The organism is Cohnella sp., from assembly GCF_041640265.1.
Taxonomy (GTDB): domain Bacteria; phylum Bacillota; class Bacilli; order Paenibacillales; family Paenibacillaceae; genus Cohnella.
Genome location: NZ_JBEQAP010000078.1, coordinates 1 through 17,034, shown reverse-complemented (window position 1 = coordinate 17,034; position 17,034 = coordinate 1). Strand labels below are relative to the sequence as shown.

The following is a 17,034-nucleotide window of genomic DNA, read 5'->3' as shown; positions in this document are numbered from 1 at the left end:
CGAGAAGGTTGGATGAAGCTAGGGACTGAGGAGCAGAGCGTAGGTTAAAGCTACGTGAGCACCGGAAGGCCCGGCTGAATTCAAGATTCGATGCCGAACCCGCTTCTTGCTTTACTTCGTGATCAAAATATGACTTTTTGAACTACCTCTTAAGTGTAATGTAGAGGAGGGCTTGGCCCATGCATCTGGTATATGCAGACGAACAAGGTAATGTATTCGATCATCCGGAGCTTTACGGTGTTGCCCGCAGTGGCAATGATCTCGTAGAACTTCTTGAAGAGGAGCTTATTCCGCTGCCTGCTGGGGCTACCCTCGTAGGTCTTCCATTCACCCGTCCAATTGGAATGGATCCCGTTAGCGGTAAAATGAGCCTAATTCCCGGCGCCTATCAGGCGGTGGGAGCTTTGCTTCCTCAAGGCTTTACACGTTTCTATGTTCCTGGATACTCCAAGACAGACAAAACGCAGAAATTCCCTTTATTCGGTTACACCGCTGTCGTATGGAAGGATAATGGATTCTATGTAGCAGCTGGCCAAAGTGACGATCCCGAACCATGGAATCCAGAAAATTGCGATCGCAAAGAGCTGGAAATCGAAGTGAATCGTTTGCTTGCGACCTATCCGGATAACAAGCTCTATAAGCATCTTTCCCATTGCGCATTGGAATATGAATGCTTAACGGCATCCAATACATTCTTGCAGCGCTTAGAAGGGGCTGTACCGGTATCCTTCTCCTGTAATGCCGGCTGTTATGGCTGTATCTCGGAGCAACCGGATGACAGTGGGTTTGTCGCGCCCCAAACCCGTCTGAAATTCAAGCCCGAGGCCGATGAAGTTGTCGATATTATGCTTGAGCACCTAAAGACCCCAGAATCGATCATTAGCTTCGGACAGGGCTGCGAAGGCGAACCGTCCACGCAGGCTAAGACGATTATCGAAGCGATTAAACGCGTGCGCGCGCAAACCTCTCTGGGTTATATCAACATTAATACAAATGCGGGACTTAGTGACCATATGCGTGCGATTACCGATGCGGGCTTGGATCTCATGCGCGTCAGCACGATCAGTGCTCTGGACGAGCATTACAACGTCTACTACAAACCACGCGGCTATACACTTATGAATGTAGAGAAGTCGCTGAAGTATGCGGCAGACAAAGGTGTCTACACCTCCATTAACTATTTGATTTTCCCCGGGGTAACAGATCGGGAAGAAGAGGTGGAGGCCATGATCGGCTTTGTTCGGAGAACGGGGTTAAAATTAATTCAAATGCGGAATCTGAATATCGATCCCGATGCCTATTTATCCCTAATTCCACCGGCTAAAGGCGAGATCTACGGCATGAAAACTTTGCTGGACATTTATCGTGAGGAACTTCCCGATGTGGTGATTGGTTCCTATACGCATGTCCCTCCTGGGAAAACAACAAAGGAACTCGGCCGCAATCTTGGCTGAGTTCCTTTTTTTCCTATCCAATCTGCAAAACTAGATCATATCGGTGTAACTGATTTTCCAATGGACATTTTTGAGGAAATTTTCTAGACCCTCTTCATCTTTCTTTTTAAACAACTGGATCATTTGTTTATGCTCAATATTCATTTGCTCAAGTACCGTATACAGTTTTGTTTTATCGTTACTTAAATAAGTTTGTCTGACAAAGCTGTTTTGTAGTGACTCTAACAATTCAATCAGTGTATCATTATTGCATTTATGGATGTATATATTATGAAATTCATTTTGGTAGAGCTGGTAATCGGAATAATTTTGTTGCTTAATCGACGTATCGATCTCATCAGCGAATTTCTCCATTTTGGAAATATCTTCCTCAGAGATATACGATACGGATAATCTGGCGGCTAAAGCGTCTAATGTACCGATTAATTGAAAAACATCAAGCTTCTTCTTGGTGTCTAATTCCTTCACAACAAAACCTCGGCGAGGGTAATATTCCAAATAATTTTCGGAGGCCAGCTGTATTAGCGCTTCACGCACCGGTGTCCGGCTTACCTCCAGTTTTTCGCAGATGGAGTTCTCGCTTAATTTTTGATTGGGAAGTAACGTTCCATTCTGTATACACTCGGCAATGTAGGTATAGACGTGATCTTTCAGTGACTGATATTTATTTTTAATCATTTTAGTTACCTCCTAGCTGAAGTATAAAATACAATATACTGTATATTGAATGCTTTGATTTTATCACTCAATTATGGGTTATTCAAGCTGTGGTGCCTTAGCGTATATACTTTGACGGAAAAAAATAAATCTTGATTAAAGATTTGAACGATGCTAAGATTCTTTATATAATACTGTATACAATATACAATCCACAGTATATTTAAGGTCTGCAGAGAGTAAACAACCCTAGGCCAGCATTCGACGAAAGAAAGAGGTTAAGGTAAATTATGAGGGTGAATTATAGAGTATTATGTATACAATATATAATATAAAGTATTATGAGAATGTGGAGAGAAAAACAAATTCGATTTTATTTGTACGATGGAAGTCAAACGAAAGGTGAGAAAACATGAGCAAAGAAATCGAAAGTGCACATATGGGAACTAAAGTTGTCTGGGCAGGGGAAAAAGAATTCAGGGCTTTTGGGGCAACGCAGGTGCCTGTTGTCATGAGTGTTGCTTACGATTATGAAGACGTCGATGAATGGTACAGGGTTGCGATGGGCGATCGACCGGGATACATCTATAACCGGATGTCAAATCCTACCGTTCAGGCTTTTGAAGAGAAGATCAGAATTCTGGAAGGGGCGGAAGCGGCTGTCGGATTTTCATCTGGGATGGCGGCCATCAGCAGCACGCTGTATACCTTTTTGAGACCGGGCAACCGTGTTGTATCCGTAAAGGATACTTACGGCGGGACGAATAAAATCTTCACTGAATTTCTGAGCAACATTCATGTGGATGTTAAATTATGCACAACAGGCGACCATGCCGAAATAGAACGCGAAATAGCAAAAGGCTGCAAGATCTTGTATCTGGAAACACCTACGAACCCGACACTGAAAATCACGGACATCAATCGATTGGCTAAAGCGGCCAAAGCAGTAGGTGCCATGGTCATAGTGGATAACACATTTGCAACTCCTATCAATCAAAATCCGCTGAAATGGGGGGCTGACATCGTTGTTCACAGCGCTACGAAATTTTTAAGCGGTCATGCAGACGTGTTAGGAGGCGTAGTATGCGGGTCTACGGAATTGATGGCGCATGTATATCATTATCGTGAAATCAACGGAGCGACGATGGATCCATGGTCGGCTTATCTCATCCTAAGAGGGATGAAGACACTGAAGATTCGAGTTCAACAGCAAGAGAAGAGCGCTATGGAAATCGCTGCCTATTTGCAAACGCAACCTCTAGTGGAGGCTGTTTATTATCCGGGTCTGGTAACACATACGGGTCATTTGATCGCCAAAGAGCAAATGAGAGGTTTCGGCGGTATTCTAAGTTTCATCTTAAAAGATGAAATGGATGCTATCAAAATTCTGCTTCCCAAGCTTAAATATGCAAACCGTGCGGGAAACTTAGGGGCCGTTGAAACGATATACGGGCCCGCCAGGACAACTAGCCATGTCGAATGTACGCCGGAAGAGCGGAAGTCCCTCGGGATCTCGGAAGGCCTTCTTAGGATCTCGGTCGGGATTGAAGACACGGAAGATCTGATAGAGGACCTGCGGCAAGCCTTCGAATATTTGGAATCCAAGCTTCCAATACGAGTGAAAATTATCTAATTCAAAGGGGTATGATCATGGAGCACAAAATCGCATTGCTGGGTTTCGGCATCGTTGGCCAAGGATTGGCGGAAATTTTCGTGGAGAAAGGGAAGTCCCTAGCGGTGGATATAGGTTTAAATGCAAAAGTCGTGGCTATTTCCGATCTTATGAAGGGTTCTCTTTACCATCCTGAGGGATTAAATCTTGCAGAAGCTCTCCGTGTTGTTAAAGAAACGGGAAAACTCGACAGCTATCCCGATGAATCCGGTCTGATCAGGGGGATGAACAGTTTCCAAACGATACAGGAGACCAATGCGGATACGATTGTGGAATTGACCTTCACGGATGTGAAAACCGGACAACCTGCGATTGATCACTGCAAAGCAGCATTTGAAAATGGAAAAAATGTAGTCATGAGCAATAAAGGTCCGGTAGCTCTGGCCTATCGGGAACTCTCTGAATTGGCGCAAAAGAAGGGTGTCCGTTGGGGGTATGAAGGTACGGTTATGAGTGGAACGCCTGCACTCCGAATGCCTCTCGTTTCGCTCGCAGGCAATACAATCAACGAAATCAAAGGAATATTAAATGGGACGACCAACTATATCCTGACCAAGATGGAAGAAGGGATGAGTTACAAAGAGTCGCTTGCCGAGGCCCAGGCTTTGGGTTATGCAGAGGCAGACCCGACTAACGATGTGGAAGGTTATGACGCGCAATACAAAATAACAATTCTCGCCAATGTCGTGATGAATGGTTCACTCAAAAGAGAAGACGTGGCATGTGAAGGAATCAGTCATCTGACACCGGAGGACATTCAAAGAGCCAAAGAGGAAGGGAAACGCTGGAAGCTGATCGCCGCCTGCAGAAGAGATGGCGACCGAGTGATTGCGAAAGTAAGCCCTGAATCTCTTCCTTTGACAGACCCCTTGGCAGCAGTCGGAGGAGCGGTAAATGCCATTACGTACGATTGCGATTTGGCCGGTCCTATTACACTTATCGGGGCTGGAGCGGGGCGCAAGGAAACCGGGTTTTCCATCTTGATTGATTTGATCAATATTAGCCGCGGACAGTTATAAGCGATGGCCGTTATCCAAAATAATTCTTTTGAGGTGAGTGGGATGCTTATGGAAACGTTGACGATGAGAAAACCAATGCTGTTGGCTGGTGAATGGGTATTTCGCGAAAGAACCATTGATGTGTTCGATCCACAGGACAACAGCTTGATTGCTACGGTCCCTTCGGCATCCGCGGAAGATATGCTTCATGCCATTGAACAAGCGACAGAGGGATTTCTTATCGCGTCGGCTATGCCTGTACATGAACGAATTGCTGTATTAAATCGGGCAGCAGCCTGGATAGAAGATCATATGGAGCTGTATGCCGAGACGATTGCCAGGGAAAGCAGCAAGACAATTACGGAAGCGAGAAAAGAAGTAAGGCGCTGCATTGAAACGCTGCGAATCAGTGCCGAAGAAGCAAGGCGAATAAACGGGGAAACCCTTTCATTCGACCAAATGCCGGGAAGCGAAAACCGCGTCGGCTATTATTATCGGTTCCCTATAGGAGTGATCGCGGCGATAACGCCATTCAACGACCCGCTTAATCTGACAGCACATAAGGTTGGGCCAGCTATTGCCGCGGGCAATGCCATTATAGTCAAGCCTTCCCTTGCCACTCCTTTAAGCGCCTTTTTGCTGGCGGAAGCATTTGATCGGGCTGGGCTTCCTCCAAAGGTATTATCGGTGATTACGGGAGATGACCGTGAAATCGGCGATGTGCTGGTGACCCATCCCGATGTTCGGATGATTTCCTTTACGGGGGGGCTTTCGACAGGTAAATCCATCATGCAAAAAGCGGGACTTAAGAAAATGAGTATGGAGCTCGGTTCCAACTCCCCGGCCATTGTCTTGAACGATGCAGATTTATCGAATGCTGTCTTATCAACCTTGTCCGGAGCATTCTGGGCGGCGGGGCAAAACTGTCTGGGAGTACAACGGATTTACGTGCAGGAGGGTGTCTATGAGAAATTCGTATCTGAATTTGTTTCCCATACTCTCAAGTACCGTGTAGGAAATAAACTTTCGGAGCACACCGATATGGGGCCGCTTATTAATGAGAAGGAAGCCAAGAGAGTAGAAAGCTGGGTAAACGAAGCGGTGGAAAAAGGCGGCAAATTGCTGTGCGGCGGCAAGCGCGAAGGGGCTTATTATTACCCGACAGTTATGGAGAACGTTCCTGCGGATTGCAAGCTGGCCAGTGATGAAATCTTTGGTCCCGTAGTCACCTTGTATCCCGTGTCTGATCTAGAGAGTGCCGTTCGCCTGGCGAATAGTGTGAATTTCGGCTTGCAAGCGGGTATATTCACTCGGGATTTGGAGAAGGCGTTCTTCGCTATTCGTAAATTGGAGGTTGGAGGTGTCATGATCAACGACAGTTCCGATTACCGAATTGATGCCATGCCTTTTGGCGGAGTGAAGGGATCGGGATTGGGTCGGGAAGGTGTTAAGTTTACGCTTCAGGAAATGACGGATGCCAAAGTCGTATGCTTTAAGCTCTAATGTGCAGATATTCTACTTTTGAAAATCGAGGGGAGCAACTAAAATGAAAAACATTAAAATTCTCATGTATGCTATTACCGCATTACTTGCAATCGCTATTGTCGGCTGCAGCGGAAGCAAGACACAGATGGCAGTAGAAAACGGCAGCAGCAATGGCGCTTCTCCTTCGCTTAAAGAATATGTCGTTGCTACAGACGCCAGCTATGCTCCATTCGAATCTTTGACGGAAAAGAATGAGTTCGTCGGATTTGATATTGACATTGTGAAGGCTATCGCGGATAAAGGCGGGTTCAAGGTCAGGCTTGTCAATACCCCTTGGGAAGGTATGTTCGCTACTCTTACGAATGGCGATCGCGATATTCTGATATCAGCCATTACAATTACGGAGGAACGTTCGAAAGAGATGGATTTCTCCGAGCCTTATTTCGAAGCAAAGCAATCCATTGCGGCAGGCAAGGATTCTCCCGTTATAAAGTTTGAAGATTTGAAAGGGAAAAAAGTTGGCGTTCATACCGGTACAACCGGAGATATAGTCGTTACGGATTTGCTAGGGAAAGACAGTAAGGACGTTATTCGTTTTGAAAATACGCCGCTAGCTTTGAAAGAACTGGAGAATGGCGGAGTTGAAGCCGTCGTGGCTGACAATGGTGTTGTAAATAATTATGTGAATAATAATTCAGACAAGGGCTTAATGACGGTTGAAGACGAATCATTCGATAAAGAGTTCTATGGTCTTGTGGTTAAGAAGGGAAACAAGGAGTTAGTAGATATGATTAATGAAGGCTTGAAGAAAATTAAAGCGGATGGGACCTACGATGAGATCTATAAGAAGCATTTTGGCGAATAGTTAACTCCTATTGAACAGATGAAGGTAGGGTAGCGTATGGGGTTTAGATGGGACATCATTGAGAGTTATATGCCTATGTTCATGAAAGGCGCCGTTATGACATTAGAAGTTACGGCCGTCTCCGTTTTGCTCGGAACCGCGCTTGGTTTGTTTGCGGCGCTTGGGCGTTTGGCGAAGTTCAAGAACGGCGTATTAAAATATGTATCGGCAATATTCATTCGCTGGCCGGCCATATTCTACATCACACTTTTCCGAGGAACGCCTCTGTTTGTTCAAATTCTCATCATACACTTTGGCTTAATGCCTTTATTAATCCATCCGGAGAATGGGTTATTCATTTCCGGCGAATTAGCGCGCAGCATTAAATTATCCAATACCGGAATACTTTCCGGTACGTTTCTTTCAGGAGTAGTAGCGCTAACCTTGAACGCAGGCGCTTATATTGCGGAAATATTTCGTGCGGGAATCCAATCGATCGATAAGGGGCAGGCGGAAGCTTCGCGTTCCTTGGGTATGCCCTATGGCAAAACAATGCGGTTTATCATCATACCGCAAGCTTTTCGCAGAATGCTGCCTGCACTTGGAAACGAAACCATAGCGTTGTTGAAAGACTCTTCATTAGTGTCTGCTATCGGTCTTGGAGAGTTGGCCTACGCCGCCCGCACAGCATTTGGCGCAACGACTCGCGTATGGGAACCTTATCTTACCATCTCTTTCATGTACCTGATTTTGACTTTAGGCTTATCGTTAATTGTTTCTTGGCTTGAAAGGAGGTACGGAAAAGGTGATTAAAGTTTCCAATCTTCATAAATATTTCAGTAAAAACAAAGTATTGAATGGCATCACCTGTGAAATTAAGGAGCGGGAAGTTGTCTGTGTGATCGGCCCCTCAGGTTCAGGGAAAAGTACGTTTTTGCGTTGTTTGAATGGTCTTGAAGAAATTTCTTCAGGAGAAATCATTGTTGACGGCATTCAGATAAGCGATCGAAATGTAAATATGGACAAGGTGAGAGAAGAAGTGGGAATGGTGTTTCAACGATTTAACCTATTTCCTCATATGACCGTTCTGGAAAATATCATGTTAGCGCCGAGAAAGATACGCAAGGTATCGAATGATGAAGCAAAAAAAAGAGCAATCTCACTTTTAACGAAAGTGGGTCTTTCTGAGAAAGCAAATGTATATCCCAACACATTATCGGGAGGCCAACAGCAACGTGTAGCTATTGCCCGAGCCCTTGCGATGCAGCCGAAAATCATGCTATTTGACGAACCTACTTCCGCGCTTGATCCGGAAATGGTTGGCGAAGTGCTTGATGTGATGAGGTCACTTGCAAGCGAGGGGATGACGATGGTGGTCGTTACACACGAAATGGGCTTTGCGCGGGAAGTAGCTGATCGCGTGATCATTGTCGATAAAGGGATAGTTACAGCAGATGGATCCCCGAACCAAATTTGTAGCGTTTCACAAAATGAACGTATGCGGGCACTTTAGTCATTCGAGGAGATAAAAAATGTCGTATCGACTTGAAAAAGATTTTTTAGGTGAAAAAAGTGTGCCCAGTTGGGCCTACTATGGTGTCCAAACGATGCGGGCAGCAGAGAACTTTCCAATCACGGGTACACCTATAAAAGAAGAATTAGTTAAAGCTTTAGCCGAAGTTAAAAAAGCAGCGGCGCAGGCTAATATGGATACGCACATGCTGCCTAGGAATATAGGTATGGCAATTGTACAAGCAGCCGAAGAGATAAGCGCTGGGGCTTTATCAGAGCATTTTATCGTCGATTCCATCCAGGGCGGAGCTGGAACTTCGATAAATATGAATATGAACGAAGTGTTAGCCAATCGGGCCTTGGAAATCATGGGGAAAGAAAAGGGAGAGTATTTCTTTTGTTCCCCCAACAACCACGTTAATATGTCCCAATCTACCAATGATACGGTGCCGACAGCGATAAAAATCGCGGCATATCGTCTTTCCGAAAGGTTAATACGGATCGTAACGGCTCTGGTAGAGAAGCTGTTTGAAAAGGCGAAGCAATTCGACCCTATCCTGAAGATGGGACGAACCCATCTTCAAGATGCGGTTCCGATCCGTTTGGGTCAGGAATTCAGCGCTTACGCTCGCGTGATCGCAAGAGACAGGGAAAGAATCATTCGCGCTTCGGAAGAGTTATTATCTGTCAATATGGGAGCGACGGCTGTCGGCACAGGATTGAATGCCGATACGAAGTATATCGAACGGGTAACAAGACATTTGTCCGAACAGCTTGGCATTCCCGTGAAAACCGCAGAAGATTTGGTAGATTCCACTCAAAATACGGATGCATATACAGCTCTGTCGTCTGCGTTGAAAGTTTTTGCAATCAATCTTTCAAAAATTTGCAATGATTTACGATTGATGGCTTCAGGACCTAGGGCGGGATTTAATGAAATTCGGCTTTCCCCCATGCAACCAGGTTCCTCGATCATGCCAGGCAAAGTGAACCCGGTATTGCCTGAAGTGATCAATCAAATTGCGTTTCAAATTATGGGGAATGATCATACGATTTGTTTAGCGGCGGAAGCGGGACAATTTGAGCTTAACGTAATGAGCCCTGTCATCGCGTACAATTTGCTTCAATCTCTTTCTATCTTGGGCAATGGCTTAGACGTATTTTTGCGGAATGCCGTTGAAGATCTCGAAGCGAACGAGGAAGTGTGCAAGCAATATGTAAATCAAAGTTTTGGTGTTCTAACAGCGTTAAGCCCTCATTTAGGCTACGAAGTCGCTTCCAGGCTCGTGAAAGAAGCCATCCAAACCGGATCTTCGATCAAAGAAATTTGTTTGGAGCATCAGTTTCTATCCGAGGATGAGCTGGAAGAGATTTTGAATCCTTATGAAATGACGACACCGGGAATTGCCGGCGCCCGCTTCAAAATCAGATGAGGTTAAGGGAGGGTTTTACATGGTTGTAACTGCATCGGGTAGTACGAATATCGTTTTGCGGATTGAGGCCAGCAAAGAACTTGCCACCTTCGGGCTAATCGCTACATCCATTGGAAACGCAGGCGGTGATATGGTTGCTATCGACGTCATCCAATCCGGTAAAATGACAACCATTCGCGATTTAACGATAAATGTCGGGGACCAACACCAAGCCGACACCATTATCAATGCCCTGGGTCTTATAAAAGGGGTGAAGATCATCCACATTTCGGATCAGACTTTTCTGATGCATCTTGGCGGGAAAATCGAAATGACACCGAAGATGCCGATCAAAAACCGCGATGATTTATCACGAGTTTATACGCCGGGGGTAGCCCGCGTTTGTATGGCGATTCATGATGATCCTTGGAAAGCCCACACCCTTACAATAAAAAGAAATACTGTTGCTGTAATATCCGATGGTTCTGCGGTGCTCGGTTTAGGTAACATAGGCCCAGAGGCTGCGATGCCAGTAATGGAAGGCAAGGCGATGCTTTTTAAACAAATGGCTGGGGTGGATGCGTTCCCGATTTGTTTGAACACGCAGAATACAGAAGAAATCATTCAGATAGCCAAAGCAATCGCACCTGCGTTTGGAGGAATCAATCTGGAGGATATTTCGTCGCCGCGTTGCTTTGAAATCGAACGCAGATTGATTGATGAACTGGATATCCCTGTGTTTCATGACGATCAGCACGGAACGGCTGTCGTGTTGATCGCAGGTCTCATGAATGCATTAAAGGTCGTGAACAAACTATTGGCTAACTGCAAAGTGGTTGTATGCGGGGTCGGCGCTGCCGGGATCGCCTGCACAAGAATGCTTCTTGCCGCCGGGGCGACAAATGTTATCGGGGTGGATAAGCTCGGGGTGATCGCCAAGGGGTTCTCTTACGATAATGTGGAATGGCAATGGTACGCCGAACATACCAATCCTGAGGGTATAACTGGACAACTTTCCGAAGCCATTAAAGGTTCCGACGTCTTCATCGGACTTTCCGGACCGGGCGCGCTTAAGGTTGAAGACGTAAAAAGCATGGCAAGGGATGCGATCGTGTTCGCTATGGCGAACCCGACTCCTGAGATATTGCCTGAGGAAGCGGAACCGTATGTACGTGTCATGGCGACAGGGAGATCGGACTACCCGAATCAAATTAATAATGTTCTGTGTTTCCCCGGGATTTTCCGCGGGGTACTGGATTGCCGCGCATCCAAAATAACAGAGCACATGAAGCTGGCCGCGGCAAGTGCGATCGCATCTGTCGTATCGGATGATGAACGTAATGAACAGTACATCATTCCCAGTGTTTTTAATCAAAATGTCGTCGAGAAGGTTCGGGAAGCAGTCATTGCAGCTGCCTATGAATCCGGGGTGGCAAGACGCCGTAAAGCTGGAGAAACACAGTATGAGGCGGCAGCTCTATATTGAACTGAAGTTGCCGGGTACAATGGAATTAATCTTGTCAGTGGCGCATCTAGTGTGATATAATCTGCTCATGTGTCTATTACTCTGGATCCACATGTTGATTCAGGGCAGAAAGAGGTGAACCCTTTGAAACCATCCATTCATCCGCAATACAACGTAATAACGGCATCTTGCGCATGCGGAAACACTTTCGAAACTGGTTCGATCAAATCGAATCTTAAAGTAGAAATTTGTTCTCAGTGCCATCCGTTCTATACAGGTAAACAGAAGTTTATCGATGCAGGCGGACGTGTTGACAAGTTTAAGAAAAAATACGGTATTTAATCAAATTGCCGTATAGAGATAAGCCTCCCTTGAAATCCTAACTGGATAAAGGGAGGTTTTTTTCATGCAAAAACAACGGACAACAGCCGTATGGATGGTTGCTGTAGCTTGTGTGTTAATGGTCATATCGGCTTGCGGGAATACTGGAATCAACAATGCCGGCAACACGAATGGAATAAAGTCCAATAGCTATGGCGATGACGGTTATCTGGGAAGGACGAACAGCTATCCGAAAATCCCGGGGCATAACATGGTAAATAATTATAATGCAGATAATAATCTAATAAACCAAGCAATTCAGAACGTGCCAGGCGTGAATGGCTCGAACGTTACGTTTAATGGAGCAGATGCTTATGTAACCATTAAGCTTGATCCAGGATTAGAAGCGCGGGAGATCCCGACGGTAGAGCGCGAAGCGGCTTCCGTGCTTCGTTTCAATTTTCCGCGATATACGATTCATGTCAGCTCTACGAGATAGAAACAACCGCGCAGGGAATGGTTCCCATCGGTTGCACTTCCTCGTTCAATTCGCTATACTAAGTTAGCCGTGCTAGACGGGGAGGTAGCGGTGCCCTGTAACTCGCAATCCGCTCCAGCGAGGTTGAATTCCTGTTTTAGGTTTTGTGATGCAGGTTCCGGTAGGTTTTGCGTCGTGTTGACGGCAGAGTCCTCCGCGAGGGACGGCCATGAACCCGGTCAGGTCCGGAAGGAAGCAGCCATAAGTGGTTTAGTTTTTGTGCTGGAGGGCAGCTCGGCTTGAGCGGCTCACTCCTATACGGCTGGATCACAAGTATCAAGAACAGGTGCACGGTCCTAATTATTTCTATAAGGCATTTCTATAATAGAGTAATTGAAGCACTTAGGCGCAAGTACCATGCCGGGTGCTTTTTTGTTATTTTATTAATTACAATGATCCAAATGACATAGGACCAATGGGTAAAAAAGAGGTAAAATTAACGTTTATCCCGAATATTTACAATAACTTGGCTCGCAGACCGGAGGTGAAGGGGAATGAAGGACGAATTGACCTTATTCTCGGATAGTGGGGAAAACGACTCCTATCAACTAAAGCAGAAATTCTATATGCAGCAGTTTGCGAATCGCTTTTTAGAATTAGAGGGTACCGGAGTTTTAATATTAGATTCGGAATTCCGCATCGTCGAGATCAGTGAAATGATTTGCACTATATTCGGTTGCGATCGAATGAGCATGGTGGAGAAACCGGTAGAAGAATGTTTCGAGCTTCTTTCCTTGAAGCCTCCGCCTTTTGACCGAACCTTACTTGACGGGATTACGTTTCGCAATCGATTGCTGAATTGGACACTGCATAATCATACTCACGAGTTGATGCTGGATGGGGAAGTGCTTGAGTACAATGGAGTAATAGCAGGTGCGTTTATTCTTTTTCGCGACGTATCTCATCTGATTATGCTGGAGGAGCAGATTAGACGCTCGGATCGCCTGAAGACGATTGGTCAGATTGCAGCGGGGACTGCCCACGAAATTCGTAATCCGCTTACAGCCATTAAAGGGTTCATGCAATTATTGAGTAAAACCCTGGCGGAACGCGATATGAGCAAGGAACAGGAATACGTCGGCATTGTTTTGTCGGAGATTGAAAGAGTAAATGATTTAGTCAGTGATTTCCTGTTGCTGAGCAAACCTAAAAAAATGAAGCGAATGGCAATCAGAATTGATGTAGTGCTTCAAGAAATTCTACCTATAATACGAAATGAAGCTCACCTCCATAATGTCATAATACAATATTATCCTAATCAGGAATCGCTGCCGATTTTGGTTGATAAAGAGCTTTTGAAGCAAGTGTTCCTAAATTTAGGAAAAAACGCGATCGAAGCAATGGAGGGGGGAGGGACATTAATAATTCGTGAACAAAGCCAGCCGGATCAGGCAGGAAAAATCGCAGTGGAAATATCTGATACTGGAATGGGAATTCCTGCGAGCGAACTGGAGAAGGTTTTTGATCCATTTTTTACTACGAAGCCGCAGGGGACTGGATTGGGTTTGTCTGTCTGCCAGAGAATCGTTCACGATTTGGGAGGCAGTATTGAGGTTGCCTCCGATAAGAACGGCTCGCGGTTTACCGTTCGTTTGCCTTATCAACGGAGAGATATGGAGTAGGAAATCAGTGTGGGCGGTGGAGAGCGCTGTCGTGATGATGTATAATAGACGAAACGGCAAGCTGACGGGAGCGACAAGCAATGGCACACCTTGCTTTGTACCGGGCCTGGCGTCCCCAGACGTTCCAGGACATGGTCGGGCAGCAACATATTGTACAGACCCTGCAAAACGCAATACGTGAAAACCGTCTCTCTCATGCGTATCTGTTCAGCGGTCCGCGAGGAACCGGGAAAACAAGCGCTGCCAAAATATTGGCCAAGGCCGTCAACTGCGAGCATGGCCCAGCTCCGGAGCCTTGTAATGAATGCTCGCAATGTCAGCGGATTACTAGCGGCTCGGTGATGGATGTTGTGGAAATCGATGCGGCATCTAACCGCGGAGTTGAAGAGATTCGCGATATTCGAGATAAAGTGAAATACTCGCCGACGGAAGTGCGGCGTAAAGTGTATATTATCGATGAAGTACACATGCTTACGACAGAAGCCTTTAACGCATTGCTTAAGACGTTGGAGGAGCCCCCTGGCCATGTGATGTTCATATTGGCTACGACCGAGCCTCATAAGCTTCCCCCAACAATCATTTCACGATGCCAACGTTTTGACTTCCGGCGGGTTTCGTTAGAAGAACAGACGGGTCGTTTACGCGAAATTTGTGTTGAGGAGCGTATTGCAGCCGAAGAGGAAGCGCTCCGTTATATTGCTCGTTTATCCGATGGGGGTATGCGTGATGCGCTTAGCTTATTAGATCAGATCTCTTCCTTTACAGGCGGTCAAGTTAGCCTAGAGCATTCTGTCGAGGCGACAGGCGGATTGCCGTCGGAGCAATTCTCTAGACTGGCAATTGCCGTTCGTGAGAGCGATGCCGGCAAAGTGCTCCATGAGATTGATGAGATGATGAAGGCGGGTAAAAGCGCGGACAAATGCCTAGAGCAGCTTATGCATTATTTCCGGGATCTGTTGCTCGCTCAATTAGCCCCTGACGCCGGGGATTCCTCGGGACGGATAGCCAATCCTGCTGAGCTGAAAGAGATGTCGGACGGATTTTCTCGCGAGCGATTATTTGCTATCATAGATTTATTGAATCGTTATCAAGGCGAAATGAAATATGCAGCCCATCCACAAACGATGTTTGAGATTGCTTTATTGAAGCTGTGTTCGGACAGTTCAGCATCTTCATCTCCGGAAAAGGTCTCGGGTAACCGGGTGGAAGGGGAAGCTATTAGTCGCGGAGAGCTTCAGCAGTTGAAGCAGCAGATCGCAAGTTTAGAGAATAAGCTGGGAGCTATGTTAAGCAGTGGATCTATGCCTTCATCCTCGGGAGGTTCGCCTTCAACCGGTTCCCGTAGTGGCGGCTTTTCTCGCGGCCATTCAGCTGAGGCTTCCACTGGAGCCGCTAGTGCACCTCGATCTGCTAATATCCCTCGCTTGAAGCTGAACGCGTATGTGGAGGCGAAGGGTTCGGCTGGAGCTGCCCTTTCCAAATGGCCCCAGGTTCTTCAGAGAGTGAAGGAAGAACGGGTAACTGTTCATGCATGGTTGGTTGATGGTGAGCCGGTGTCCTTCGCGGAGAACACCATTGTGGTTGCTTTTAGGAACACTATTCACCGTGAAACAACGGAGAAGCCAACCAACAAAGGGGTAATTGAAGGGGTGCTAAGCTCCATTCTTGGAAGTCCAACTCAGCTCCTTACGATAATGCAGAAGGACTGGCAGGAAGCATTAGCGGATAGCGGGGGTAATCCGAAGGCGGATCAAGCGAAGGGTGAAGAGCTGCAGCTTGTGCCAGATGATGAGGCGGCAGTTAAAGAGGAGCCATGGATTGACGAGGCCGTTCGTTTGTTCGGAGAACAATTAGTAACGATTAAAGACGACTAGGGAGGAAATATGAGATGAATAACATGAATCAAATGATGAAGCAAGTGAAGAAGATGCAAGAGCAAATGATGAAGGCGCAGGAAGAGCTAGGTACCAAAACAATTGAAGGTACGGCAGGCGGCGGGGTAGTCACGGTTTCCATTAATGGCCATAAGAAGCTCCTCGACATTAAGATTAAACCAGAAGCGGTTGATCCCGAGGATATTGAGATGCTTCAGGATTTAGTGCTTACTGCGGTTAATGATGCTCTTGGCAAAGCTGATGAGCTTGCGAACCAAGATATGGGTAAGTATACCGGTGGAATGAAAATCCCTGGATTATTCTAAGTTTACATTGGATGTCTCGATCCAGAGAGTGAACCAGCCGTTGAAACGATGATTAGAGGAGACTAGAGCCCTTGTTTTATCCAGAACCGATTGCCAAGCTAATCGACTCTTTTTCTCGTCTTCCAGGCATCGGACCGAAGTCGGCTGCCCGGCTGGCATTTTTCGTATTACGAATGAAAGAAGAAGATGTGGTCGATTTCGCGAAAGCGCTTGTGAGCGTTAAACGAAACCTGACTTATTGCTCTGTCTGCTGTAACATTACGGATACCGATCCTTGCCGGATATGCTCCGACAAATCGCGGGATGTTTCTTCGATTTGTGTTGTTCAGGAGCCGAAGGATCTGGTGGCGATTGAAAGAATTCGTGATTTTAATGGGTATTATCATGTGCTTAATGGTGCGATATCTCCGATGGACGGATTAGGACCCGACGATATCCGTATAGCTGAATTGGTACGGAGGTTAGGCGATGATCAGGTACAAGAGCTGATTCTGGCTACGAATCCGAACATTGAAGGCGAAGCGACGGCGATGTACCTATCTCGTTTGGTAAAGCCGTTCGGAATTAAAGTAACCCGAATAGCACACGGACTTCCTGTTGGCGGAGATTTAGAATATGCTGACGAGGTAACGCTCTCCAAAGCTATGTCAGGACGCAGAGAGCTATATTAGAATTTATAATCGAGTTTAGGGACGCCAATTAGGCGTCTCAGATCGTCGAGAAACCTCCGTCTCTTGAGACGTAGGGGTTTCTCTTCATTTTTGGAGAGAGGATCATTAAAATCCGAGGGGGATATTACCCTAATTCCCTCCTTTCGAGTTGGAGGGCAATCTTCTTCATGTTCTGAACCGTTG

At 46.2% G+C, this 17,034-nt stretch carries 17 protein-coding genes and 1 other RNA gene; 16 read left to right on the top strand and 2 right to left on the bottom strand.

Going from position 1 to position 17,034, the window contains the following annotated elements; all coding sequences use genetic code 11:
• Positions 1–179: 179 nt before the first annotated feature.
• Positions 180–1,454 (top strand): radical SAM family protein, encoded by a 1,275-nt coding sequence (locus ACESLK_RS28540; RefSeq protein ID WP_373233216.1) that lies wholly within the window; start codon positions 180–182, stop codon positions 1,452–1,454.
• Between the two features lie 30 nt (positions 1,455–1,484).
• On the opposite strand, the gene ACESLK_RS28535 is transcribed toward ACESLK_RS28540, so the two are convergent.
• Entirely contained in the window at positions 1,485–2,132 is a 648-nt protein-coding gene (locus ACESLK_RS28535) for a GntR family transcriptional regulator (protein WP_373233215.1), read from the bottom strand.
• 391 nt (positions 2,133–2,523) lie between these two features.
• Here ACESLK_RS28535 and ACESLK_RS28530 point away from each other — a divergent pair, with 391 nt between their 5' ends.
• The 15 genes from ACESLK_RS28530 (at position 2,524) to recR (ending at position 16,851) form a co-directional block, all read left to right on the top strand.
• A complete protein-coding gene (locus ACESLK_RS28530; RefSeq protein WP_373233214.1) occupies positions 2,524–3,744 on the top strand; it encodes a cystathionine gamma-synthase family protein in 1,221 nt (406 codons plus the stop codon).
• A 17-nt stretch (positions 3,745–3,761) separates the two neighbouring features.
• Positions 3,762–4,802 carry a homoserine dehydrogenase gene (locus tag ACESLK_RS28525; protein ID WP_373233213.1) on the top strand — a complete coding sequence of 347 codons (1,041 nt, stop codon included), beginning with the start codon at positions 3,762–3,764 and terminating at the stop codon, positions 4,800–4,802.
• Between the two features lie 42 nt (positions 4,803–4,844).
• Positions 4,845–6,284 carry an aldehyde dehydrogenase family protein gene (locus ACESLK_RS28520; RefSeq protein ID WP_373233212.1) on the top strand — a complete coding sequence of 480 codons (1,440 nt, stop codon included), beginning with the start codon at positions 4,845–4,847 and terminating at the stop codon, positions 6,282–6,284.
• A 43-nt stretch (positions 6,285–6,327) separates the two neighbouring features.
• Complete coding sequence (locus ACESLK_RS28515) at positions 6,328–7,131, top strand: basic amino acid ABC transporter substrate-binding protein (RefSeq protein WP_373233211.1); 804 nt, start codon at positions 6,328–6,330, stop codon at positions 7,129–7,131.
• A 36-nt stretch (positions 7,132–7,167) separates the two neighbouring features.
• Positions 7,168–7,923, top strand: a complete 756-nt coding sequence (locus tag ACESLK_RS28510; RefSeq protein WP_373233210.1) for an amino acid ABC transporter permease — start codon at positions 7,168–7,170, stop codon at positions 7,921–7,923.
• Complete coding sequence (locus ACESLK_RS28505) at positions 7,916–8,623, top strand: amino acid ABC transporter ATP-binding protein (RefSeq protein ID WP_373233208.1); 708 nt, start codon at positions 7,916–7,918, stop codon at positions 8,621–8,623. Before ACESLK_RS28510 ends, ACESLK_RS28505 begins: the two co-directional genes overlap by 8 nt.
• A 19-nt stretch (positions 8,624–8,642) precedes the next feature.
• On the top strand, positions 8,643–10,055 hold the full coding sequence (locus ACESLK_RS28500; protein WP_373233207.1) for an aspartate ammonia-lyase: 1,413 nt from the start codon (positions 8,643–8,645) through the stop codon (positions 10,053–10,055).
• A 19-nt stretch (positions 10,056–10,074) separates the two neighbouring features.
• The gene (locus ACESLK_RS28495) at positions 10,075–11,520 is read left to right on the top strand and encodes an NAD-dependent malic enzyme (RefSeq protein WP_373233206.1); all 1,446 of its coding nucleotides are present in this window, start codon (positions 10,075–10,077) and stop codon (positions 11,518–11,520) included.
• Positions 11,521–11,643: 123 nt separating this feature from the next.
• The gene (gene rpmE / locus ACESLK_RS28490; RefSeq protein WP_373233205.1) at positions 11,644–11,841 is read left to right on the top strand and encodes a 50S ribosomal protein L31; all 198 of its coding nucleotides are present in this window, start codon (positions 11,644–11,646) and stop codon (positions 11,839–11,841) included.
• A 64-nt stretch (positions 11,842–11,905) separates the two neighbouring features.
• The gene (locus tag ACESLK_RS28485) at positions 11,906–12,319 is read left to right on the top strand and encodes a hypothetical protein (protein ID WP_373233204.1); all 414 of its coding nucleotides are present in this window, start codon (positions 11,906–11,908) and stop codon (positions 12,317–12,319) included.
• A 67-nt stretch (positions 12,320–12,386) separates the two neighbouring features.
• An RNA gene (ffs, locus tag ACESLK_RS28480) (signal recognition particle sRNA large type) lies at positions 12,387–12,652 on the top strand.
• 200 nt (positions 12,653–12,852) lie between these two features.
• On the top strand, positions 12,853–13,980 hold the full coding sequence (locus ACESLK_RS28475; protein WP_373233203.1) for a two-component system sensor histidine kinase NtrB: 1,128 nt from the start codon (positions 12,853–12,855) through the stop codon (positions 13,978–13,980).
• Positions 13,981–14,060: 80 nt separating this feature from the next.
• Positions 14,061–15,854, top strand: a complete 1,794-nt coding sequence (gene dnaX / locus ACESLK_RS28470) for a DNA polymerase III subunit gamma/tau (RefSeq protein ID WP_373233202.1) — start codon at positions 14,061–14,063, stop codon at positions 15,852–15,854.
• Between the two features lie 14 nt (positions 15,855–15,868).
• Positions 15,869–16,180: a YbaB/EbfC family nucleoid-associated protein gene (locus tag ACESLK_RS28465; protein ID WP_373233201.1), complete on the top strand. Its 312-nt coding sequence runs from the start codon at positions 15,869–15,871 to the stop codon at positions 16,178–16,180.
• Positions 16,181–16,251: 71 nt separating this feature from the next.
• Positions 16,252–16,851 carry a recombination mediator RecR gene (gene recR / locus ACESLK_RS28460; protein ID WP_373233200.1) on the top strand — a complete coding sequence of 200 codons (600 nt, stop codon included), beginning with the start codon at positions 16,252–16,254 and terminating at the stop codon, positions 16,849–16,851.
• Here recR and ACESLK_RS28455 read toward each other — a convergent pair.
• Positions 16,848–17,034 (bottom strand): hypothetical protein (locus ACESLK_RS28455; protein WP_373233198.1); only part of this gene is annotated, 187 nt, incomplete at its 5' end. The genes recR and ACESLK_RS28455 overlap by 4 nt on opposite strands.